Source organism: Pseudomonas delhiensis (genome assembly GCF_900187975.1).
GTDB classification, from domain to species: domain Bacteria; phylum Pseudomonadota; class Gammaproteobacteria; order Pseudomonadales; family Pseudomonadaceae; genus Pseudomonas; species Pseudomonas delhiensis.
Genome location: NZ_FZPC01000001.1, coordinates 181,723 through 203,438, shown reverse-complemented (window position 1 = coordinate 203,438; position 21,716 = coordinate 181,723). Strand labels below are relative to the sequence as shown.

The 21,716-nt window shown below is 68.0% G+C and carries 19 protein-coding genes; 12 read left to right on the top strand and 7 right to left on the bottom strand.

The window, feature by feature from the left end:
• Positions 1-207 precede the first annotated feature (207 nt).
• Complete coding sequence (locus CHC02_RS00935; RefSeq protein ID WP_089389640.1) at positions 208-1,047, bottom strand: metal-dependent hydrolase; 840 nt, start codon at positions 1,045-1,047, stop codon at positions 208-210.
• Between the two features lie 123 nt (positions 1,048-1,170).
• On the opposite strand from CHC02_RS00935, the gene CHC02_RS00930 reads away from it, so the two are divergent.
• The 3 genes from CHC02_RS00930 (at position 1,171) to CHC02_RS00920 (ending at position 3,717) form a co-directional block, all read left to right on the top strand.
• Positions 1,171-2,187, top strand: coding sequence for an AraC family transcriptional regulator (locus tag CHC02_RS00930; RefSeq protein ID WP_089389639.1), 1,017 nt, complete (start codon positions 1,171-1,173; stop codon positions 2,185-2,187).
• Between the two features lie 72 nt (positions 2,188-2,259).
• Positions 2,260-2,904, top strand: a complete 645-nt coding sequence (locus CHC02_RS00925; protein ID WP_089389638.1) for an MBL fold metallo-hydrolase — start codon at positions 2,260-2,262, stop codon at positions 2,902-2,904.
• Positions 2,905-2,988: 84 nt separating this feature from the next.
• Complete coding sequence (locus CHC02_RS00920) at positions 2,989-3,717, top strand: YiaD family glycine zipper/OmpA-like lipoprotein (RefSeq protein WP_089389637.1); 729 nt, start codon at positions 2,989-2,991, stop codon at positions 3,715-3,717.
• 554 nt (positions 3,718-4,271) lie between these two features.
• Here CHC02_RS00920 and CHC02_RS00915 read toward each other — a convergent pair.
• The 4 genes from CHC02_RS00915 to CHC02_RS00900 all read right to left on the bottom strand — a co-directional run bounded on the left by CHC02_RS00915 (position 4,272) and on the right by CHC02_RS00900 (position 9,020).
• Positions 4,272-5,186: an acyltransferase gene (locus tag CHC02_RS00915; protein ID WP_089389636.1), complete on the bottom strand. Its 915-nt coding sequence runs from the start codon at positions 5,184-5,186 to the stop codon at positions 4,272-4,274.
• Between the two features lie 125 nt (positions 5,187-5,311).
• Positions 5,312-7,435: a phosphate acetyltransferase gene (gene pta / locus CHC02_RS00910; RefSeq protein ID WP_089389635.1), complete on the bottom strand. Its 2,124-nt coding sequence runs from the start codon at positions 7,433-7,435 to the stop codon at positions 5,312-5,314.
• A gap of 59 nt (positions 7,436-7,494) precedes the next feature.
• Positions 7,495-8,682 (bottom strand): acetate kinase, encoded by a 1,188-nt coding sequence (locus tag CHC02_RS00905; protein WP_089389634.1) that lies wholly within the window; start codon positions 8,680-8,682, stop codon positions 7,495-7,497.
• 5 nt (positions 8,683-8,687) lie between these two features.
• Positions 8,688-9,020: a DUF3565 domain-containing protein gene (locus CHC02_RS00900; RefSeq protein ID WP_089389839.1), complete on the bottom strand. Its 333-nt coding sequence runs from the start codon at positions 9,018-9,020 to the stop codon at positions 8,688-8,690.
• On the opposite strand from CHC02_RS00900, the gene CHC02_RS00895 reads away from it, so the two are divergent.
• From CHC02_RS00895 to CHC02_RS00870, 6 genes are all read left to right on the top strand, one after another.
• Complete coding sequence (locus CHC02_RS00895; RefSeq protein ID WP_089389633.1) at positions 8,989-9,474, top strand: FKBP-type peptidyl-prolyl cis-trans isomerase; 486 nt, start codon at positions 8,989-8,991, stop codon at positions 9,472-9,474. The two genes, CHC02_RS00900 and CHC02_RS00895, sit on opposite strands and share 32 nt — an antisense overlap.
• Positions 9,475-9,677: 203 nt before the next feature.
• Positions 9,678-10,160: a glutathione peroxidase gene (locus tag CHC02_RS00890; protein WP_089389632.1), complete on the top strand. Its 483-nt coding sequence runs from the start codon at positions 9,678-9,680 to the stop codon at positions 10,158-10,160.
• A 115-nt stretch (positions 10,161-10,275) separates the two neighbouring features.
• On the top strand, positions 10,276-11,016 hold the full coding sequence (locus CHC02_RS00885) for a nitroreductase family protein (protein ID WP_089389631.1): 741 nt from the start codon (positions 10,276-10,278) through the stop codon (positions 11,014-11,016).
• Between the two features lie 78 nt (positions 11,017-11,094).
• A complete protein-coding gene (locus tag CHC02_RS00880; RefSeq protein WP_089389630.1) occupies positions 11,095-11,688 on the top strand; it encodes a TetR/AcrR family transcriptional regulator in 594 nt (197 codons plus the stop codon).
• Between the two features lie 58 nt (positions 11,689-11,746).
• Positions 11,747-12,859: an NADH:flavin oxidoreductase gene (locus tag CHC02_RS00875; protein WP_089389629.1), complete on the top strand. Its 1,113-nt coding sequence runs from the start codon at positions 11,747-11,749 to the stop codon at positions 12,857-12,859.
• Positions 12,860-13,053: 194 nt separating this feature from the next.
• A complete protein-coding gene (locus CHC02_RS00870) occupies positions 13,054-14,013 on the top strand; it encodes a DegV family protein (protein WP_089389628.1) in 960 nt (319 codons plus the stop codon).
• Here CHC02_RS00870 and CHC02_RS00865 read toward each other — a convergent pair whose 3' ends face one another.
• Complete coding sequence (locus CHC02_RS00865) at positions 14,014-15,216, bottom strand: glycosyltransferase family 4 protein (RefSeq protein ID WP_089389627.1); 1,203 nt, start codon at positions 15,214-15,216, stop codon at positions 14,014-14,016.
• 191 nt (positions 15,217-15,407) lie between these two features.
• On the opposite strand from CHC02_RS00865, the gene acpA reads away from it, so the two are divergent.
• The 3 genes from acpA to CHC02_RS00850 all read left to right on the top strand — a co-directional run bounded on the left by acpA (position 15,408) and on the right by CHC02_RS00850 (position 18,618).
• Complete coding sequence (gene acpA, locus CHC02_RS00860) at positions 15,408-17,102, top strand: acid phosphatase (protein WP_089389626.1); 1,695 nt, start codon at positions 15,408-15,410, stop codon at positions 17,100-17,102.
• Between the two features lie 119 nt (positions 17,103-17,221).
• The gene (locus CHC02_RS00855) at positions 17,222-18,058 is read left to right on the top strand and encodes a hypothetical protein (RefSeq protein WP_139210174.1); all 837 of its coding nucleotides are present in this window, start codon (positions 17,222-17,224) and stop codon (positions 18,056-18,058) included.
• Positions 18,059-18,066: 8 nt separating this feature from the next.
• On the top strand, positions 18,067-18,618 hold the full coding sequence (locus tag CHC02_RS00850) for a hypothetical protein (RefSeq protein WP_244160881.1): 552 nt from the start codon (positions 18,067-18,069) through the stop codon (positions 18,616-18,618).
• Between the two features lie 68 nt (positions 18,619-18,686).
• Here the strand turns inward: CHC02_RS00850 and CHC02_RS00845 are convergent, their stop codons facing one another.
• Positions 18,687-21,290 (bottom strand): autotransporter outer membrane beta-barrel domain-containing protein, encoded by a 2,604-nt coding sequence (locus CHC02_RS00845; protein WP_089389624.1) that lies wholly within the window; start codon positions 21,288-21,290, stop codon positions 18,687-18,689.
• Positions 21,291-21,716 lie beyond the last annotated feature (426 nt).

Here is a 21,716-nt window from a genome sequence, read left to right as displayed (position 1 = left end):
AGGGGGCTGTCCTGAGCGGCGTCGAAGTCAGGTGTAGTCCTCCCCCCGTAGGGCGCATAACGCCTACGGCGTTATCCGCCATCGGCCTGCGTGCCGGGGCCAACGGCGGATAACCGCGAACGGTTATTCGCCCTACGGTTGGGCTGCACGAACGCCAGAAACACCAACGCCCCGGCTGGGCGGGGCGTCGGTAGGGCAGGGGCTGGCTCAGCCCGCATGCGCCATCGGCTGCGGATCGTATTCCTTGCGCACCTGGTACAGCAGGTCGAGGTTGTCGTGCTGCCAGGGGTGGAAGTCCTTGCGGAAGAAGTCGCGGTACTCGCGCAGCAGCGGGCGGAACACGCCGTCCTTGCCCCAACTCCACTTCAGGCCGTCGCGCCACACGCGCCAGTTCCACAGCAGGCCGTCGCGCTTGAGCATGTGCACCAGGCCGCGGAAGGTGTCGAGGACGAAGAAGAAGGTCGCCATCACCATCGCCCGGCGCAGCAGGCGGCGGCTGCCGCAGACCTGGTTGTAGACGTCGAAGGCCACCGCCTTGTGCTCGGTCTCCTCCAGGGCATGCCAGCGCCACAGGCGCTGCATCACCGGCTCGGCGCCTTCCAGGGCGCGCGGGTTGGTGAGCAGGCCGTTGGCCATGATCGCGGTGATGTGCTCCAGCGCCGCGGTGGCCGCCAGTTGGCGGCGGGTGCTGAATTTCTTCTGGGTGTAGCGGATGCGCGCCTGGGCCAGCTTCTCGATGCGCGTGATGTCGTAGCCGAGGTCCTTCAGGCGCTGGCTGTACACCAGGTGTTCGCGGCTGTGGTGGCCTTCCTGGCCGATGAAGCCGCGGATCTGTTCCTTGAGCACCGGGTCGGCGATCTGCTCGCGGAAGTTGCGCACCGAGTCGATGAAGAAGCGCTCGCCATCGGGGAAGAGCACCGACATGGCGTCGAACAGGTGCGACTTGAAGGCATCGCCACCATGCCAGTGGCGGGGCAGCGGATCGGGCAGTTCGAAGTCCATGTGCCGTGGCTTGATTTCCAGTCCTGCGGGGGTCGTGCTGGCCATGACGGCTCCGTTAGTGTGGGTTTCCATGGAACCGATCTTGGGCTTGCGGGGGAAGGCTCACAAGGTTATCTTCTGCCAACTTTCCGGTCATATCCGGCCAGCGGTCAGAACAAGAAGAAGCCCATGAAGCAACCGCTCAACTTCACCGCCGAACTGGTCCCGGTGGCCTACGCCCAGGCCCTGCTCGACCTCGCCGAGGAACTCGGCGTGCCGCGCCAGCGCCTGTTGGAGCTGGCCCGGGTGCGCCCCGAGGTGCTGCAGAGCCCGGCCGGGCGCCTGTCCTTCGTCGACTTCAACCTGCTCGCCGGCGCCGCCCTGGCCAACTGCGGCGAGCCGGCCTTCGGCCTGTTGCTGGGCCAGCGCCTGAACGTGTCCACCCACGGCATCCTCGGCTACGCGGTACTGTCCAGCGCCAACCTGGAAAAGGCCATCGACTTCGCCCTCAAGTACTACCGCGTGCTGGGCCTGGCCTACGACCTGGAGCGGGTCGAGGAGCAGGACCGCTCGCAGCTGCGCGCCAGCGAGTCTATCCCCCTGGGGCCCATGCAGCGCTTCGCCGGCGAGGGCCTGATGACCAGCCTGTACACCATCGCCCGCTTTCTCGTCGGCGAGCCGCTGCAGGGCGTGGAGGTCGGCTTCGCCTTCCCCGAGCCGCCCTACGCCGGGCGCTACACCGAGGTGTTCGGTGTGGCGGCGGCCTTCGACCAGCCGTTCCACTTCATCAGCCTGCCGCGGGAATACCTGGGCCGCCCCATGGCCCTGGCCAACCCGGCCACGGTGCAGATGTGCGAGCAGCAGTGCGAGGCGCTGCTGGCCAGCCTGGACGTGCAGGAGGGCCTGCTCACCCGCATCCGCCGCCTGCTGCTGGCGCGGCCCGGCGAGTTCCCCGACCTGGACACCGCGGCGCGCGAGCTGCACACCAGTGGCCGCAGCCTGCGCCGGCACCTGTCGAGCCTGGGCACCACCTACCAGCAGGTGCTGGACGACGTGCGCAAGCGCCTGGCCCTGCAGTACCTCACCACCACCCACCTGCCGCTGTACGAGATCGCCCTGCTGCTGGGCTTCAACGACCCATCGAACTTCCGCCGGGCGTTCCGCAAGTGGACCGGCAAGCTGCCCACCGACTACCGCGGCGACTGAGCACGGGGAGTTGAAGCGCAACGGCTTTGCCGTCACCCTTGGCGTTTGTCGAAACCAGCCAGGAAACACCCCATGGACGCCGCCCAGCCCGCGCTGATCCGCGAAACCTTCCCCGTCGGCCCCCTGCAGTGCAACTGCACCATCATCGGCGACCCGCTGACGAAGAAGGCCATCGTGGTCGACCCCGGCGGCGACCACGAGCTGATCCTGCAGCGCCTCGACGCCCTGGGCCTGAAGGTGGTCAGCATCATCCACACCCACGCGCACCTGGACCACTTCCTCGCCTCCGGGCAGATGAAGGAGAAGACCGGCGCCACCCTGCACCTGCACCAGGGCGACCAGTTCCTCTGGGACAACCTGGAGATGCAGTGCCGCATGTTCGGCGTGCCCTACACGCCGGTGCCCTCGCCGGACCAGTGGCTGCGGGACGACGAGGAACTGGCCTGCGGCTGCGGCGTGGCGCTGCACACCCCGGGGCACACGCCCGGCTCGATGAGCTTCTGGTTCCCCGGCGCCAGGCTGCTGATCGCCGGCGACACCCTGTTCCGCCGCGGCATCGGCCGCACCGACCTGTGGGGCGGCGACTACGGCGCCATCGAGCGCTCGATCAGGACGCGCCTGTACAGCCTGGACGAGGAGGCCACCGTGGTCACCGGCCACGGCCCGGATACCCGCCTGGGCGATGAAATGCGCGAGAATCCGTTCATCCGTGCTTAAGGTTGCTGTGGAATCTTTTGCACGACCTGAGCTCTAACCTGCCGCCCGGGAAAGGGCGTATCGCTATTCGAGGAGTCTTCCTTCATGTTCACCGCACGTCGTCTGTCCATGGTCGCGGCCGTCACCGCCTTCGCTCTCATGGCCGGTTGCGCCTCGCAGAACCCCTATGACCCCAACACCCAGGTCCCGCCGGAAGGCGGCGTGAGCAAGACCGCCAAGTACGGTGGCCTGGGCGCGCTGGCCGGTGCCGTGGCCGGTGCCGCCATCAACCACGACAACCGTGGCAAGGGCGCGCTGATCGGCGCCGCGGTGGCCGGTGCGGCCGCAGCCGGCTACGGCTACTACGCCGACAAGCAGGAGGCCCAGCTGCGCCAGCAGATGCAGGGCACCGGCGTGCAGGTGCAGCGCCAGGGCGACGACATCAAGCTGATCATGCCGGGCAACATCACCTTCGCCACCGACTCGGCGAACATCGCCCCGTCCTTCTACGCGCCGCTGAACAACCTGGCGAACTCCTTCAAGCAGTTCAACCAGAACAGCATCGAGATCGTCGGCTACACCGACAGCACCGGCAGCCGCCAGCACAACATGGACCTGTCGCAGCGTCGTGCGCAGAGCGTGGCCACCTACCTGACCTCGCAAGGCGTCGACGGCACCCGCGTGAGCACCCGCGGCATGGGGCCGGACCAGCCGATCGCGAGCAACTCCACGGTCGACGGCCGCGCGCAGAACCGCCGCGTCGAGGTCAACCTGAAGGCCCTGCCGGGCGCCCAGGGCACCGCGCCCCAGGGGGGGCAGCAGCAGTACCAGTAAGCTTCGCCTGCATGAAGAAGCCCGCCGGATGGCGGGCTTTTTCGTATTCGGCGGAAGGATTCCGGCGGGGGCGGTGCCGGTGGTGGATCGATCGCGGACGGAGTCCGCTCCTACGCCCCCTCCCGCGCCATTCCCGTTGTAGGAGCGCGCCCTGCGCGCGAATCGCGGGCAGGGCCCGCTCCTACAGGTTGCCGGGAAACACGGTATTTCTCCCCCGAGCGGACCTTGTCCGCGATAGCCGGAGACTCAGGCGCGATTCGCGGATGAGATCCTACGTTCCAGGCGAACGTGGCTTCTCGTAGGAGCGAGCTTGCTCGCGAACAAACGCGGTGCCATGCGGTTCGCGAGCAAGCTCGCTCCTACGAAGAGCAACTAGGCGCAGGCCGCGAGACAGTTGCTCCTACGACCGTGCCCGACCGTCGGGCGAATCACCGTTCGCGGTTATCCACCGGTGTCCGGGACAATACCCATCGCCATGGCCGCATGGGTTTCGCCAAGGCTCAACCCATCCTACGAAGAGCATATTGGCGCGGGCGCACCACCATCGACCTCGTTCAGGCCCTGGCCGCCGCCGGATACTCGCGGTGCAGCTGCGCCAGCAACTGGTCCTTGCGCTCCCACAGCTGGTTCACCCAGCGCTGGAATTCGGCGCGGTAGTCCGCGTCCTGGTCGTAGCTCTTGCCGATGAACTGCCGCGGGATCTCCAGTTCCTCGAAGCGCACCACCACGCGCTTCAGGCGCCCGGACAGCAGGCACCAGAAGGTCGGGCTGCCGTCGGGGTAGTGGATGGTGACGTTGACCAGGGTGCGCAACTGCTCGCCCATGGCGTCGAGGACGAAGGCGATGCCGCCGGCCTTGGGCTTGAGCAGGTGCTGGAAGGGCGAGCCCTGCTCGTCGTGCTTGGCGCGGGTGAAGCGGGTGCCTTCGAGGAAGTTGAAGATGGCCACCGGGATGCGCTTGAACTTGGCGCAGGCCTTGCGGGTGGTGGCCAGGTCCTGGCCCTGCTTCTCCGGGTGCCTGGCCAGGTAGGCCTTGCTGTAGCGCTTCATGAAGGGGAAATCCAGCGCCCACCAGCACAGGCCGATGACGGGCACCCAGATCAGCTGCTGCTTGAGGAAGAAGCGCAGCAGCGGGATGCGGCGGTTGAGCTGGTACTGCAGCACGAGGATATCGACCCAGCTCTGGTGGTTGCTGGTGACCAGGTAGGAATGGTCGTACTCCAGGCCCTCCAGTCCTTCGACGTTCCAGCGGGTGCGCTGCACCAGGTTCATCCAGCCCTTGTTGCAGCTGATCCAGCCTTCGGCGATCAGCCCCATGATCCGCCGGCACAGCGCCTGGGCGGGGGCGAAGGGCAGCAGCAGCTTGAACAGCGTCATGCCGAACAGCGGGATGCACCAGCACAGGGTGCTGACGATCAGCAGCAGGCCGGCGAGCGAGCCGCGCAGGGCATGGGGAAGGAAGTTGAGCATTGGCGTTCCTTGTACATGGGCGACGCACGGGGCGGCGCGTGGTCGGGGTTCCGGCCCCGCTGTTGGCGGTGGCACCTTCCTGTGCCGGCGTTGGCCTGGGCCGCCCGCGGGCGGCCCTCCTGGTGTCAGGTCTGTCGCGTGTCGGCCTGGATCGCGGTGAGCGCGATGGTGTAGACGATGTCTTCCACCAGGGCGCCGCGCGACAGGTCGTTCACCGGCTTGCGCAAGCCTTGCAGCATGGGGCCGATGCTGATGCAGTCGGCGCTGCGCTGCACCGCCTTGTAGGTGGTGTTCCCGGTGTTCAGGTCGGGGAACACGTACACGGTGGCGCGGCCGGCCACCGGGCTGTCGGGGGCCTTCTGGCGGCCGACGCCGGCGACGGCGGCGGCATCATACTGCAAGGGCCCGTCGATCAACAGATCGGGGCGTTTTTCCTGCGCGATGCGCGTCGCTTCCCGCACTTTCTCGACATCCGCGCCGGTTCCCGAGTCCCCCGTGGAGTAGCTGATCATCGCCACCCGCGGGGTGATGCCGAAGGCCTGCGCCGAATCGGCACTCTGCAGGGCGATTTCCGCCAGGTCACTGGCCGAAGGATCGGGATTCACCGCGCAGTCGCCATAGACCACCACCTGGTCGGGCAGCAGCATGAAGAACACCGAGGACACCAGGTTGTAGCCGGGCGCGGTCTTGATCAGCTGCAGCGCCGGGCGGATGGTGTTGGCGGTGGTGTGGATGGCCCCGGAGACCAGGCCGTCCACCTCGTCCAGGGCGAGCATCATGGTGCCCAGCACCACGTTGTCCTCCAGCTGCTGCTCGGCCATGGGCGCGTTGAGGTTCTTGCCCTTGCGCAGCGCCACCATGGGTTCGACGTAGCGGCTGCGGACCCGGTCCGGGTCGATGACCTCCAGGTCCGCCGGCAGGGCGATGCCGAGCATCTGCGCCACCGCCTGGACGTCGTCGGGCTTGGCCAGCAGCACGCAGCGGGCGATGCCGCGGGCGTGGCAGGTCACCGCCGCCTGCACGGTGCGCGGCTCGCTGCCCTCGGGCAGGACGATGCGCTTGCCGGCGCGGGCGGCGCGCTGGGTCAGCTGGTAGCGGAACACCGGCGGCGACAGGCGCGGCTCGTGGGGCGCGCCGCAGCGCTCGCGCAGCCATTCGAAATCGATGTGCCCGGCGACGTACTCGGTGACGCGCTCGGCGCGCTCGCGGTCGTCGATGGGGATTTCCTTGTTCATCCGCGTGAGGTCGCCGGCGGTGTCGAAGGAGCCGGTGTTCACCGTCAGCACCGGCAGCCCGCTCTGCAGGGCGCTGCGGCACAGTTCCATGATCCGCGCGTCCGGGGCCAGGCCGCTGCACAGCAGCAGGCCGGCCAGGGGCACGCCGTTCATCGCCGCCAGGCATGCGGCGAGGATGATGTCGTCGCGGTCGCCCGGCACCACCACCAGCACGCCGGGCTTGAGCAGGTGCACGGTGTTCGGCGCCGAGGGCGCGCAGAGGATGATCTTCTGCACGCGGCGCTGCTCGTAGTCGCCGGCGTTGAGCACGCTGGCGTCGAGCAGGTCGGCCACGTCGCGGGTGCGCGGGGCGTTGAGGTCGTCCTGCCAGGGGATGCAGCCGAGCAGGCGGAACTCGCCGCCGCGCATCAGCGCCGAATGCTCGCTCAGGCGCGAGGCGAAGCGTTGGGCGGCGGCCTCGCCTTCCAGCGGGCGGCCTTCGCCGTCGACGTCGCGGACCTTGTTGAGGATCACCCCGAGCAGTTTCGGGTCGTGGGCGCCGCCGAACAGCTGGGCCTGGATCTCCAGGCGGTCGCACAGCTCGTTGAGCGTCTCGTTCTCCGGCGCCGAGACCAGGATCACCTCGGCGTCGGTGCTCTTGGCCAGGTGGAAGTTGATGCGCGCGGCGTAGCTGACGTGGCGGGTGGGGACCATGCCCTCGATGATCATCACGTCCTGGCCCTCGGCGGCGGCCCGGTACTCGTGGATGATGCCTTCGAGCAGGTCGTCCAGCAGGCCGTCGCCGAGCATCCGCTCGACCTTGCCCAGGGGCAGCGGGGTGGGTGGCTTCAGGCCGTGGGTGCGGGCCACCAGCTCGCTGGAGCGTTCCGGGCCGTCGTCGCCGGGCTGCGGCTGGGCGATGGGTTTGTAGAAGCCGACCTTCAGGCCGGCGCGCTGCAGGGCGCGGATCAGGCCCAGGCTGATGGACGTGAGGCCCACGCCGAAGCCGGTGGGGGCGATGAAGAAGGTGTGCATCCGGGCTCCTTAAGCCGTTCGGTTTCGCTGCGGCCCTTGTGGGGCCGGAGTGACAATCTTCAGCCGAGCACGGCCAGGGTGTCGAGGGCGATCTGGCGTTCCTCGTTGGTCGGGATCACCAGCACCCGCGGGTGGCCCTGCGCGTGGATCGGTCCCTCGACGCCGCGCACGCAGCGGGCGTTGGCCTCGCCGTCGAGCTGCAGGTTCATCACGTGCAGGTGCTGCACCGTGAGGTTGCGCACCAGGGGCGAGTTCTCGCCGATGCCGCCGGTGAAGATCAGCCCGTCCAGGCGCGGCAGGGCACAGGTCATGGCCGCCAGGGACTTGGCCAGGCGGTAGCAGAACACCTCGATGGCCAGGGCCGCATTGGCGTGGCCCTGCTCGCGGGCGTGCTCCAGGGTGCGCATGTCGTTGGACAGCCCCGACAGGCCGAGCAGGCCGCTGTCGTGGTTGAGCATGTGGTCGATCTTCTCCAGGCTCCAGCCCAGGGTGCGCGCCAGGTGGCTGTGCAGGTTGGGGTCGACGTCGCCGCTGCGGGTGCCCATCACCAGGCCTTCCAGCGGCGTCAGGCCCATGCTGGTGTCGCGGCTCTGGCCCTCGGCGATGGCGCAGGTGGAGCTGCCGTTGCCCAGGTGCGCGCAGATCCAGTAGCTGTCGCCCAGGGCCAGGCCGCTGATCTCGGCGGCGCGGTGGCTGACGTAGCGGTGGCTGGTGCCGTGGAAGCCGTAGCGGCGCACGTGCTGCTCGCGGTACAGCGGCTCCGGCAGGGCGTAGCGGTAGGCGCGCGGCGGCAGGCTCTGGTGGAAGGCGGTGTCGAACACGGCGACCTGGGGCAGCCGTGGATAAAGCGCCATGGCCGCCTCGATGCCCAGCAGGTTGGCCGGGTTGTGCAGCGGCGCCAGGGGCACGGTGTCGCGGATCGCCTGGAGCACCTCGGCGTCGATCCGGCAGGCCTGGGTGAAGCGCTCGCCGCCGTGCACCACGCGGTGGCCGATGGCGTGCAGCGGGCCCTTCACGGCCTGCTCCACCAGCGGCAGCAGGCGCGCCAGGGCCGCTTCGTGGCCGGCGCCGTCGCCCAGCTCCAGGCTGTCGCGCTGGCCGCCGCGGACCCAGCCGAGCACCGCCCCGGGCTCGCCCAGGCGCTCGGCCAGGCCGTGGAGGACGAAACCCTCGCGGTCCTCGCTGGCCAGGGCGAACTTGATCGAGGAACTGCCGCAGTTGATTACCAGGATGTTGCGTGCCGCCATGCTTGTCAGTCCTTGTCGGGGTGGGATGCCCGCGCGCACCAGCCGCAGGCGAAGGGCCGGCCGAGCAGCGCCGCGCGCGCCTCGGCGTCCAGCACCCAGGGGCGCGACTGCCAGGGCGGCTGGTGGCGCAGGTGCTGGGTATGGCCGCAGGACAACACTGCCACCCAGTGGCCGTCCTCGTCCTGATGGAAGTCAAGCAGGCGCGGCGGCTCGCGCACGGGCCATCCGTCCGCCTTCGGGTCGCTTTCATCCCCGGCCCGGCGTAAACTTGCCCGCTCAACTTCTTTTTCCGAAAGGTTCTTCCCCATGCAGATCGCAGCCAACAAGGCGGTTTCCATCGACTATACCCTGACCAACGACGCAGGTGAGGTCATCGACAGTTCCGCCGGCGGCGCTCCGCTGGTTTACCTGCATGGTGCCGGCAACATCATTTCCGGCCTGGAGAAGGCCCTGGAAGGCAAGCAGGTTGGTGACGAGCTGGACGTCGCCATCGAGCCGGGCGAAGCCTACGGCGAATACAGCGCCGAACTGGTCGCCACCCTGAGCCGCGAGATGTTCGAAGGCGTCGACGAGCTGCAGGTCGGCATGCAGTTCCACGCTTCGGCGCCGGACGGCGGCATGCAGATCGTCACCATCCGCGACATCGACGGCGACGACGTGACCGTCGACGGCAACCACCCGCTGGCCGGCCAGCGCCTGAACTTCAAGGTCAAGGTGGTCAACGTGCGCGAGGCTTCCGCCGAGGAAGTCGCCCACGGCCACATCCATGGCGAAGGCGGCCACCACCACTGAGGTGTTTCGTCGGGCCGATTGATGGCCCGGTGACACCCGGTCGGAGCTGCTAAGCTTGTACCCGTGAAAGGCGCCTGAGGGCGCCTTTCGCATGCACGGATGCTGGGCCTTTTTCCCGAACCGACTGGGATGCGCTGCGTGGACGACTTGTCCGGCCGGGCGCACGGCACTTCGTGTGCCTATTTCATTCAAGGAGTACTCCAATGAGCGCTTTTCACGATCTGACTCTGCGTGGCCTGGACGGCCAGGATCTGCCGCTCTCCCCATTGAAGGGCAAGGTGGTGCTGGTGGTGAACGTCGCCTCCAGGTGTGGTCTGACCCCGCAGTACGCCGGGCTGGAGAAGCTCTACCAGCAATACCGCGACCGCGGCTTCGTGGTCCTGGGCCTGCCCTGCAACCAGTTCGCCGGCCAGGAACCGGGCAGCGAGACGGAAATCCAGTCGTTCTGCTCGCTGAACTACGGCGTCAGCTTCCCGATGTCGGCCAAGCTCGAGGTCAACGGCTCCGAGCGCCATCCGCTGTACCGCCTGCTGGCGGGCGAGGGCGCCGAGTTCCCCGGCGACATCACCTGGAACTTCGAGAAGTTCCTGCTCGCCCCCGACGGCCGCGTGCTGGCCCGCTTCAGCCCGCGCACCACGCCGGACGACCCGGCCCTGGTGCAGGCCATCGAGAAGGCCCTGGGCTGAGCCCGCGCCCCGGCAGGTGAGGGCGCTTGCGCCAATCCTGCCGGCATTTCTCTCCTACGCCTGTGCGCGGCGCCGCTGGCCGGGTTTAATCCCCGGACCGACCGAGGACGCCGCCATGACCCGATTCGTCGCCGAAACCCCTGACCTTGCCTGCGGGCCGGCCGCCCTGCGCCAGCTCATCGAGCAGCGCCGCTCGGTGCGCCGCTTCACTGACGAGCCGGTGCCGGACGCGGTGCTGCGCGACTGCCTGGAGCTGGCGACCCTCGCGCCCAACTCCTGCAACCTGCAGCCCTGGAGCTTCCAGGTGATCCGCGAGCCGGCGCTGCGCCAGCGCCTGCACGAGGTCTGCCTGAACCAGAACGCCGCGCGCACCGCGCCGGTGCTGATCGCCGTGCTGGCGCGCCCGGACACCTGGCGCGAGGCCTGCCGCCAGGTGGTCGAGCAGTGGCCGGAGCCGCAGGTGCCGGAACAGGTGCGCAAGTTCTACGCGAAAGCCGCGCCCTTCCAGTACGACCAGGGCGCCTTTGGCCTGCGCGGCCTGTTCAAGCGTTGCCTGGTGCGCCTGGCCGGCCTGCGCCGGCCATTGATGCGCACGCCCAACAGCCATGGGCAGATGCGCCTGTGGGCGGTGAAATCCACGGCCCTGGCGGCGCAGAACCTGATGCTCGCGGTGCAGAGCCACGGCTACGCCAGCTGCCCCATGGAGGGCTTCGACGAGGTGCGCCTGCGCCGCGTACTGGACATCCCGTCGCGGGCCGTGCCGATCATGCTGCTGGCGGTGGGCCGGGCCAGCGAGCGCGGGGTGTACAACCCACGCCTGCGCTTCCCGCTGGAGCAGCACGTCAACTGGCATTGAGGCCGCCGGTTGTGGCGCGGAATCACCGCCATCAATAGTGCTGGGCAGGGCGAGACGACCGGTCATATCCTGCGCCCCATGAACACCAGCATCCGACTCGACAAGCGCGACCTCATCCTGGCCAAGGGCTCGGCGGTCATGACCCGCTGCGGCTACCACGGCACCGGGGTGCAGGACATCGTCCAGGCCGCGGGCATCCCCAAGGGCTCCTTCTACCACTACTTCGACAGCAAGGAAGACTTCGCCCTGCAGGCCCTGGAGCAGATCTACGGCCCGCGCCTGCAGCGCTACGCCGAGGCCCTGGGCAACCCGGCGCTGGGCCCGCGGGCGCGCATCCTCGGCTACTACGCCGAGCTGATGGCGCACTTCGCCCGCCAGGAAAAGGCCGAGTACCACTGCTTCATCGGCAGCCTGAGCTTCGAGATGGCCGAACTGTCGCCGGCCATCGGCGCCAAGGTCGACGCCATCCTCCAGCGCGGCGCCGACATCCTCCGCGACTGCCTGGCCCAGGCGCAGCGCGCCGGCGAGCTGGCGGCGGACGAGGACTGCGAGAACCTCGCCGCCTTCATCGCCAACGCCTGGCAGGGCGTGCTGGGGCGGCTGAAGACCAGCGGCTCGCTGCAACCCATGGAAGCCTTCATCGCCCGCCTGGAGCGGGTGCTGGCGGCCTGAACATCGTGCAACCCACTGACGGGACGCCCGGCCACCCGGCCGCCCCTGGAGAACTTTCGTGAGCGCATCCGTAGAGAGCCTGTTCGAACCCTTCCGCCTCGGCAACCTGGAGCTGCCGAGCCGCGTGGTCATGGCCCCGATGACCCGCAACTTCAGCCCGGGCGGCGTGCCCCACGCCCAGGTGGTGGAGTACTACCGCCGCCGCGCCGCCGCCGGCGTCGGCCTGATCGTCACCGAAGGCACCACCGTCGGCCACAAGGCCGCCAACGGCTACCCGAACGTGCCGCGCTTCTACGGCGAGGACGCCCTGGCCGGCTGGAAGCAGGTGGTCGACGCGGTGCACGCCGAAGGCGGCAAGATAGTCCCGCAGCTGTGGCACGTCGGTTCCGTGCGCCGCCTGGGCGTGGAGCCGGACGCCAGCGTCCCCGGCTACGGCCCCAGCGGCAAGGTCAAGGACGGCCAGGTGCTGGTCCATGAAATGACCAAGGAAGACATCCAGGACGTCATCGCCGCCTTCGCCCAGGCCGCCCGCGACGCCAAGGCCATCGGCATGGACGGCGTGGAGATCCACGGCGCCCACGGCTACCTGATCGACCAGTTCTTCTGGGACGGCAGCAACAAGCGCACCGACGAGTACGGCGGCAGCCTGGCCAACCGCTCGCGCTTCGCCATCGAGCTGATCCGCGCCGTGCGCGAGGCGGTGGGCCCGGACTACCCGATCATCTTCCGTTTCTCGCAGTGGAAGCAGCAGGACTACAGCGCGCGCCTGGTACAGACCCCGGAAGAGCTGGCGGCCTTCCTCGAGCCGCTGTCGGACGCCGGCGTGGACATCTTCCACTGCTCGACCCGCCGCTTCTGGATTCCCGAATTCGAAGGCTCGGACCTCAACCTGGCCGGCTGGACGCGCCAGCTCACCGGCAAGCCGACCATCACCGTGGGCAACGTCGGCCTGGACGGCAGCGAGTTCCTCGCCTTCTTCGGCAAGACCGACGAAGTGGCCCAGCCCTCGGGTATCGAAGGCCTGCTGGAGCGCCTGGGCAAGCAGGAGTTCGACCTGGTGGCGGTGGGCCGCGCGCTGCTGGTGGACCCGGACTGGGCGCTGAAGGTGCGCGACGGCCGCCTGGCCGACATCAAGCCGTTCAGCCGCGATGCGCTGATGTCCCTGGCCTGATCGCCGCGGATCGACGAAGCCGCCCGGGACACTCCCGGGCGGTTTCTTTCGTCGGTGTCCTAAGGGCATTTCTGCCGTATTTACAAATCTTTTCCGAAGCAGGCCTTCCGATCTGCTGACTTGAAGGTCGGAAACGGGCATTGTAGGGCCGCCAACACAACAATAGGCCGGCACACGGCCAAAGGAGCTAAGCCATGCGGATTGGCCTGGTGGTGGATGCGACCTGCGACCTGCCCCCCGAATTCCTCGCCGCTAACAATATCCGCGTACTGCCCATCGGCATCCGGTTGGGCCAGCGCCGGATCATCGATGACCGCGACCCCGAGACCACCCTGCGCTTCTATTCCGAGGACCTGCCCAAGGTCGCCCCGGAGGACGGCAGCGAGCCGCTGACCGCCGCGGAAACCCAGGCCTGGTTCCTCGAACAACTGGTCACCGACTTCGACTACGTCATCTGCCTGACCGTCAGCAGCGCGCGCAGCCCGATCTTCGACAATGCCACCCAGGCCTCCTTCGGCCTGCTGCAGAACTACCGCGAGCGCCGCGCCGCCGCCGGCATCGCCGGCCCCTTCGCGCTGCGCGTGGTGGACAGCCAGACGGTGTTCGCCGGCCTGGCGGTGCTGGCCGCCGAAGGCGCGCGCCTGCTCGGCGAGGACCAGCACCCCAACGCCATCCGCACGCGCCTGGAGCAACTGAGCCAGCAGATGAACACCTTCCTGGTCGCCAACGACCTGGGCCACGTGCGCCGCCGCGGCTTCCAGAAGGGCGACCGCAGCAGCATCGGCGACCGCCTGCGCGGCGCCTTCCTCGGCATCGGCTCGATGCTCGACATGAAGCCGGTGCTGAGCCTGGTGCAGGGCGAGGACAAGCCGGTGTCGGTGTCGCCGAACTACGAGAAATCCGCCGAGCGCCTGCTCAACTTCGCCCGCGCGCGGGTGGAGGCCGGCGAGCTGCTGGCCCCGCACGTCGGCCTGAGCTACGCCGGCGACCCTTCGGCGCTGCGCGACCTGCCGGGCTTCGAGGCGCTGGAGAAGGCCTGCGGCGAACGCGGCATCGCCATGCACCTGGGCATGCTCAGCCCGACCGGGGGCATCAACCTCGGCGCCGGGGCCATGAGCCTGTCCTTCGCCGCCGAGCCCAAGCCCTTCGCCTGATCACTTGCGCACGGTATCGGCGCCCAGCGCGCCGGTGCCGTCGGCCGTCGCCGGCAGCGGCTGGCGGACGGCCTCCAGCAGGTAGCCCTCGAAGCGTTCGACGATGCCGCGCCATTCCAGGCGGCCGGCATGCTGGCGCGCGTTCAGGCGTACCCGGCGCAGGTGCTCGCGGTCTTCCAGCAGCCAGCTGGCGGCATCGATGAAGGCGGCCTCGTCGCCGGGAATCGCCAGGGCGCCGTCGTGCCCGTGGCGGATGTGCTGGGCCGCGGCGGCCTGGTCGTAGGCGACCACCGCCAGGCCCGAGGCCAGGGCCTCCAGGACCACGTTGCCGAAGGTCTCGGAGAGGCTGGGGAAGAGGAACAGGTCGCCGCTGGCGTAGTGCCGGGCCAGCTCCTCGCCGCGCTGCAGGCCGCAGAACACCGCCCCGGGCAATTCGCGGGCGAGCTGCGCGCGCTGCGGGCCGTCGCCGACTATCACCAGGCGCAGGTTCAGCTGCGGGTGGGCGGCTCGCAGTTGATCGAAAGCACGGCCGAGCAGGCCGAGGTTCTTCTCCGCGGCCAGGCGGCCGACGTGCAGCACGGCGATGTCCTGCTCGCCCAGGCCCCACTCGCGGCGCAAGGCGTCGTCGCGGCGGCCGGGCTGGAACAGCTGGCCGTCCACGCCGCGCGCCAGCTGGGCGAGGTGGGCGAAGCCGCGGCGTTCCAGCTCCAGCGCCTGGCTGGCGCTGGGCACCAGGGTGCGCAGGGTGCGGTTGTGGAACCAGCGCAGGTAGGCGGTCACCAGGCGCTTCAGCGGGCCCAGGCCGTAGTGCGCGCCGTACTGCTGGAAATTGGTGTGGAAGCCGCTCAGGGCGGGGATCCGCAGGCGCCTGGCGGCGCGCAGGGCGGCCAGCCCGAGCGGGCCTTCGGTGGCGATGTAGAGTACGTCCGGGCGCAGCCGCCGCCAGTGCCGCAGCAGCTTGTGCAGGCACGACTGGCCCCATTGCAGGCCGGGGTAGCCGGGCAGTGGCCAGCCGCGGGTGAGCAGCAGCTCGTCGTCGCTGTGGCGGCCGTCGTCGACGCTTTGCCGCGGGCGCACCACCTGCACCCGGTGGCCGAGCTGCAGCAGCCCGGCGGCGAGGCGCCCGAGGGTGTTGGCCACACCGTTGATCTCCGGCGGGAAGGTTTCGCTGATCAGCGCGATGCGCAGGGGAGTCGTGCTCATGAACGGCAGTCTCCGCCTGGCCGGTGTAGCGGGTGTGACGCCTGGATTGCGGAAATGTGACGGACGATTCGGGCGTTTCCCGCGAGGCTTTGGGAAAGGCCTGTCATAGAGCCTTCGCCTGGCTGTCACACGGGGCTGCTAGAGTGCCGCGATTTCCGATAGCCGCGATTTCCGATAACAGGGAGCCGTCGATGAGCGACAAGCGCGATCAGAATCCCGGGCAGGACCTTGCCCAGCCACTGCCGGACGCCGGCCGCCGCCGCTTCCTTGGCGGCGCCGCGGCCCTGGGGGCCGGGGCGGCGCTGGCCGGCCTGGTGGGCGAGGGCACGGCCCGGGCCGCCGAAACCGTGCGCGAGCTGAGCGGCACCGAGCTGGACCGGGCGCTGCGCGAGCAGGTGAAGACCATAGTGGTGATCTACGCCGAGAACCGCAGCTTCAACAACCTGTTCGGCGACTTCCCCGGCGTGGAGAAACCGCTGTCGTCGCTGCAGCCGGCCGACTACCGGCAGCGCGACCGCGACGGCAGCCTGCTGGACAAGCTGCCGCCGGTGTACGGCGGCGTGCTGCAGGTCGGCCAGAGCCTGGAAGGGGTGAGCTACGCCGAGGGCGTGCAGTACCAGGAGAACCTGGCCAACGCGCCCTTCGCGCTCAAGGGCCCGCAGGGCGAGGATCTGCCCCTGGGCCTGGTGACCCGCGACCTCTGGCACGTGTTCTACCAGAACCAGATGCAGATCAACGGCGGGCGTAACGACATGTTCGTCGCCTGGGCCGACTCCGGCGCGCTGCCCATGGGCTACTACGCGCAGAGCCCCTACAGCCTGCGCCTGTGGGACCTGGCCCGGGACTTCGTGCTGTGCGACAACTTCTTCCAGGGCGCCTTCGGCGGCTCCTTCCTCAACCACCAGTACCTGGTGGCGGCCACCCCGCCGGTGTACCCGGACGTGCAAGACTCGCCGGCCCGCACGCAGATCGCCCAGCTGATGAGCGACGACCCCGCCGACCCGCGCCTGAAACCCCTGGAGGGTTCGCCGGCCAGCGTCAGCGGCGGCGCCCCGAAGTTCGGCCCCAGCGCCCTGACCCCCGACGGCTACGGCGTCAACACCATGCTCCCGCCCTACTGGCCGACCGTGCAGCGCGACCCCCAGCGCCCGGACTACGCGCTGCCCGGCCAGCCCAACGTGATGGTGCCGCAGCGCCACGAGCACATCGGCGACAAGCTGAGCAAGAAGGGCGTCGACTGGGCCTGGTACGCCGGCGCCTGGGAAGCCACCCTGGAGCAGTACAGGAACTCCGCCGGCATCCCGAAGATTCCCAATTTCCAGTACCACCACCAGCCGTTCAACTACTTCGTCCAGCAGGGCCCGGAACACCCCGGGGAGCGCACGAAGCGCCTGCGCGACGGCGGCCTGGGCGACGACCCGTCGAGCAACCGCTTCTTCGCCGACGCCCGCGCCGGCACGCTGCCGGCGGTGACCTTCTACAAGCCCCAGGGCAACCTCAACATGCACGCCGGCTACGCCGACGTGGCCAGCGGCGACCGCCACATCGTGCGCGCGGTGAAGCACCTGATGGAAAGCCCGCAGTGGCAGAACATGGTGATCGTCATCACGGTGGACGAGAACGGCGGCTGGTGGGACCACGTGGCGCCGCCCCGGGGCGACCGCTGGGGCCCCGGCTCGCGCATCCCGGCGCTGGTGGTGTCGCCCTTCGCGCGCCACGGCACGGTGGACCACAGTGTCTACGACACCGGCTCCATCCTGCGCCTGATCACTCGCGTGTTCGACCTGGAGACGCTCGACGGCCTGAAGCTGCGCGACGACGCCATGCGCGCCCGCGGCCAGCAGCCCATGGGCGACCTGACCGCGGCACTGCGTTTCACAGCATGAAGAAAGAGCGCCCCGCTACACGCCGGGGCCGATGCCGCTTTTAGCGCAAAACCCTACAGCCCAACCAACTGGCCCGCGATCATGCAACCAGTCATTTGCCCCCGGTCGGGGCGCCTGGCTTGTGCCAAGCCAACGGGCCGTTCGATGGCTCAGGGGCTTATCTTGACAGCCCGCTTCATTCATTCGTTCGCGAGCCCCCCTGGGGCGTCCCGGTTGCGCTGGGTTCATTCGACACGGTGAACTTCGTCCGGCTGGTACGGGACCTCGGAGGCCTCAATACCCGGATCAGATATACGTTCTACCAAGGCAGGCAGTACGTCGTCCTGTCCGGTTACCCGGGGCTGCGCCGGATACTGACCGGCACGCGCTATTCCGTCGACAATGCCAAGCTGGTCCAGATGGGCGTAGGACGTTACGGCATTCGCGGCAGCTCCCTCAGTGGCTTCAGGCTTTCCTGCTATGTGGCAGTAGGGCTGGAGGTCCTTGAGTGGTACTTCAACGACCAGTTGAGCATGTTGGATTTGCTTGGTGGCGTTGGCATCGGTTTGGTCAAGGCGGGGATCGCTTCGGCGGTTGGGTATGCGGTTGCTACAGGTATTAGTGTGATGTTTGGATTTGCTGTCCTTCCTGTGTTGGTTGGGGCATTAGTGGTATTTGGTGTTGGTGTCGGGTTGAATTTACTGGACCAACGCTATGGTATTAAACAGCGTGTGAGAGACTCTCTCCATTTCGCGGTGGACAATGCTTCCTCGCTTACAGCTCGATTCGAGGCGCTGGATGTAAACAACGTCAGAACTTATGCCGAACGTGCTGTCGGTGAAGTGATCGATGCTGCTGTGGACCAAGCGGTCGATGAGGCCAGGAACTGGTTGCTTAAACGCGTACCACCTGGTTTGGTGCCCGAGGTGCCTTTTCGGGCGCGTATCCTGGAAAACCTCAAGCTACCAAAGCTCTAATCCAGCCCATGAGATTCAATGAAGATGCGGTGACTCCCATTTCTGAACGATGGCTACGCCCTATCGGCTTCGCTCTGATATTGGTTGGGCTGGCAATAATTGTCGGGAGCTTGCTGATATGCATTGAAATGTTGTTTCCGATCTATCTTCGCCTCTGGCGACAGGCTCCCATAGTCGAAACGGTCTATCCGGCCTTCTTCATGATTGCTGGGTTGCTATTGGGCCCCGTGACCTTACTTGGTGGTTTCCACGGGCTGCTATTTGGAAAACCTCTAACCTCCCGAAGTCCGGTCTGGTTCAAGATCGCGTTATGGCTGTTCAAGGTTGGCGCCGTATTAATGATAGTGGTAGGGCCTGCATTGGCTATTGGTACCACTGCTGCACTTGCCGCCATGGACTACCAAACCTGCAGCCAACTACGCAGGTCCGGTTCTGGCTGGCAGGTCTTCTGGGTGAAGAACGATAGTTTCTGTTTCCGTCCGGACAGCTATATCGAGGACAACTGGCCCTGCAAGGACATTGATGGCAAGACCTATTGCCTCAGGGCGGATGGGTTGTAGCGGCCGGCATCCCGTCCCCTGGGGGATGCCGGAAGGGCAGGGCGAACCCTGCCCCTGTACCCGCCGGCTCAGAAGTTGACCTTCAGGCCCAGGGTGAAGGCCTGGTCGCGGTAGCCGTTGTCGCCGTGCTGGCGGGCCACTTCGCCCCAGACGTTGACCCGGCTGTTGAGCTTGCTGGTGGCGCCCAGCTTGACCTCCAGGATGTCGTCGGCGCCGTCCATGTCGAAGCGGGTGTTGCCCATCTTCGCGCCGAAGTCGTCGGAGTTGTGGATCCAGTTGGCCTCCAGGTAGGGCTCGACGCCATAGGTGCCGGCGAAGCCCTGCGCGTCATTGCTGCGCAGTGCGGCGCGGGCGCCCAGGCGGGTCATGAGGTTGCCGTCGCCGCGTCCGGTGACGCGGGTGCCGTTGGCCTCGCGGTGGCTGTCGGCCTTGACGCCCATGTAGACCACTTGCGCCTGGGGTTGCACGTACACGCTGGCCTTCTCGGTGCGGGCCACGCGGAAGGTCTTGCCGGCCTCGACGGAGGCGGTGATGCCGTCGGAGTCGTAGTGCTCCTTGGCCAGTTGCTCGCCATGCACCTCGTTGTCGAAGCGGTTGTACAGCACCCAGGTGTCGACATAGGCGCCGTTCTCGTCGTCGCGGTCCTCGTACCAGGTGCCGTAGAGGCCGAGGCTGTAGCCATCGATCTCGCCCCTGGCGCTGTAGCCGGTGATCCGCGAGCGGCTGGTGGAGTTGCCGTTGGCGTAGCCGCCCAGTACCCCGAGCACCCAGTCGCCCTTGTCGTTGCTGTAGCGCAGCAGGTCGCTGCCGAGCTGGATGACGTAGCGGTTGCTTTCGGTCTTCAACTGGCCGGTGCTGTCGTTCCAGCGGCTGGCGCCGTCGACGCTGCGCAGCCACAGCATCGAGGTCCTGGCCTCGCCGGTGTCCGGATCGACGTAGGTCAGGTTGCCGGTGCGGTCGTGCAGGCGGTGCAGGAACAGGGTGTTGGCTGCCGCCAGGTTGGCGGTGTAGGCGCCGCCCTCCGGCTGGCGGATGCGGTCCCCGTCGCTGGGCGGGGCCGGCGGTGCCGGGGGCTCCGGGATGGGCGGGATGCCGGGCTCGGGATCGGGCCCCGGTTCCGGCTGCGGCTCAGGTTCGGGCTCGGGTTCCGGTTCGGGATCGACGGTGGGCTTGTAGGAGGTCAGGTACCAGTCCTTGTCCGAGCCGGTGGAGCCGACGAAGGTGCCGCCACGACGCAGCAGGTATTCGTAGCCGCCTTCGGTCACCCGGTCGGACTGGAACTCGCCGGCGGACAAGCCGGCCACCTCGATCATGCGGATGCCCTCGATGGTCTGCTCGCCCGTGCCGGTGGTATTGTTCACCGTCACCCGGGTGTCGCCGGAGGTGTCGCCATTGACCACCAGACGGTCGGTGGCCGAGTTGTCGTCGCCCAGGTGGGTGTTCATCACCAGGCGCCCGCCGCCGGTGAAGTCGCCGTCCACGGTCAGGGTCTTGTACTGGTAGTCGCTCGCGTCCCCCTGGCGCAGGTAGGCCAGGGTAGCGCCGCTACCCAGGTTCAGCGAGCTGAGGTTGGAGTCGGCGCTCAGGTCCCAGCGGCTGGCGCCCTCGATGGCCAGGTGGATCTCCCCGGCGCTGGCGGTGGCGGTGCTGCCGTTGAAATAGGAGCCGGCGGCCATCTTCAGGTCGATGACGCCGCCCTGGTCGGCGAGCAGCCTGGCCCCCAGGCGCCCGGCCTGGTCGCTGGCCGCGCTGCTGTCGAGGTGGTAGACGGCGGCCTGGCCGCTGCTGATCCGCGAGCCGGCGCCGCTGGCGTAGAGGGCCCGGTTGCCATCGGTCACGCTGACGCGGGTGTCGCCGTCGAGGTTGACCACGCCGCCACGGGGGCCATTGGCATCGCTGAGTGTCTGGGCATAGATGCCGTAGGCGTTGTTCTTCTCGGTGGCGATGCTGGTGTCGCCCAGGTTGATCACCCCGCCACGGTTGGCATAGACGGCATGGGCCGCGTTGCCCTTGGTGAGGATCACGCTGCCGTCGCCCAGGGTGACCTCGGCGTCGCCCTTGTAGCTGCTCGCGCTCAGGTCACGGTTGCCGGCGTACACGGCGTAGCCGGTACCGTCGAGCCAGTTGGAGGCGCCGCCATGGGTGGTGATGTGCGCATCCTTGCCGATCACGATCTGGTTCTTGCCGCCGTTCTTCGAGGTGTTGGCGCGCACGCCCATGCCCGTGCCTTCGGCGGTGATGGAGGCCCCGTCGCCGATGGTGACCGTCGAGTTGATCGCGTTCTCGGTGACATTGATGCCGTCCGCCGAGGAGCCCCTGGTGACGATGGTCAGCGAGTCGGCGCGGATGTTGTTGGTGCCGATGTTGGCCTGGATGGCGTCCGCGGTGGAGCCGGTGGTGGTGATCAGCAGGTTCTTCAGGTTGTAGGTCGAGTTGTTGCCGTAGATGCCGAAGCCGGCCAGGCCGCCGCTGCCGCCGGTGGAGCCGTTGGCGGTGGTGTTGATCACGACGTTGTCGTAGCCGGCGGGGTTGCCGAAGTACAAGGGCACGTCGCAGGTCAGGGTGCTGCTGGCGGCATCGCCGGTGCAGCCGGCGTTGGCCCCCTGCATGGGCAATGACAGGGCCGCGGCCAAGGCGACGTGAAGCGCCAGGGCTGTCTTCTGGAATCGCATGGTTCACCTCCTTGCACCGCCGCTTCGCGGAAGGGCGGGGCTTGAGCCAACGCGCGTCAGGGCACGAGGAGAAGGAATGCGGCAGCTGCGGGCTGCCGATGCCGATCCGCCAGCGTTGGACGATGGGGCCTGGACTGGCCAGGCAGACTGGGTGCGCAGCTGTGCCGCGCCACCACGAGGCTTCTGGTGAGGCGGTGGTGTGGGAATATTCTTTGGGGTGAGCAGGAAAAAACCGATTGATATAAGTCAGCCGATTTTTTTGACCGTCCGGCTTGAAACCCGTCTTTTCGAAATTCTTTGATGAGGGGCAGTTTTATGGCGCCAGAAGAACGTCGAACACGAACGGAACGCGAAAGCGGCTGCGAATAAGTTGCGACTCAGCGCAAGGCGGAGCCACGGGGAGGGGAAGAGGTGGCAGGCATGGGC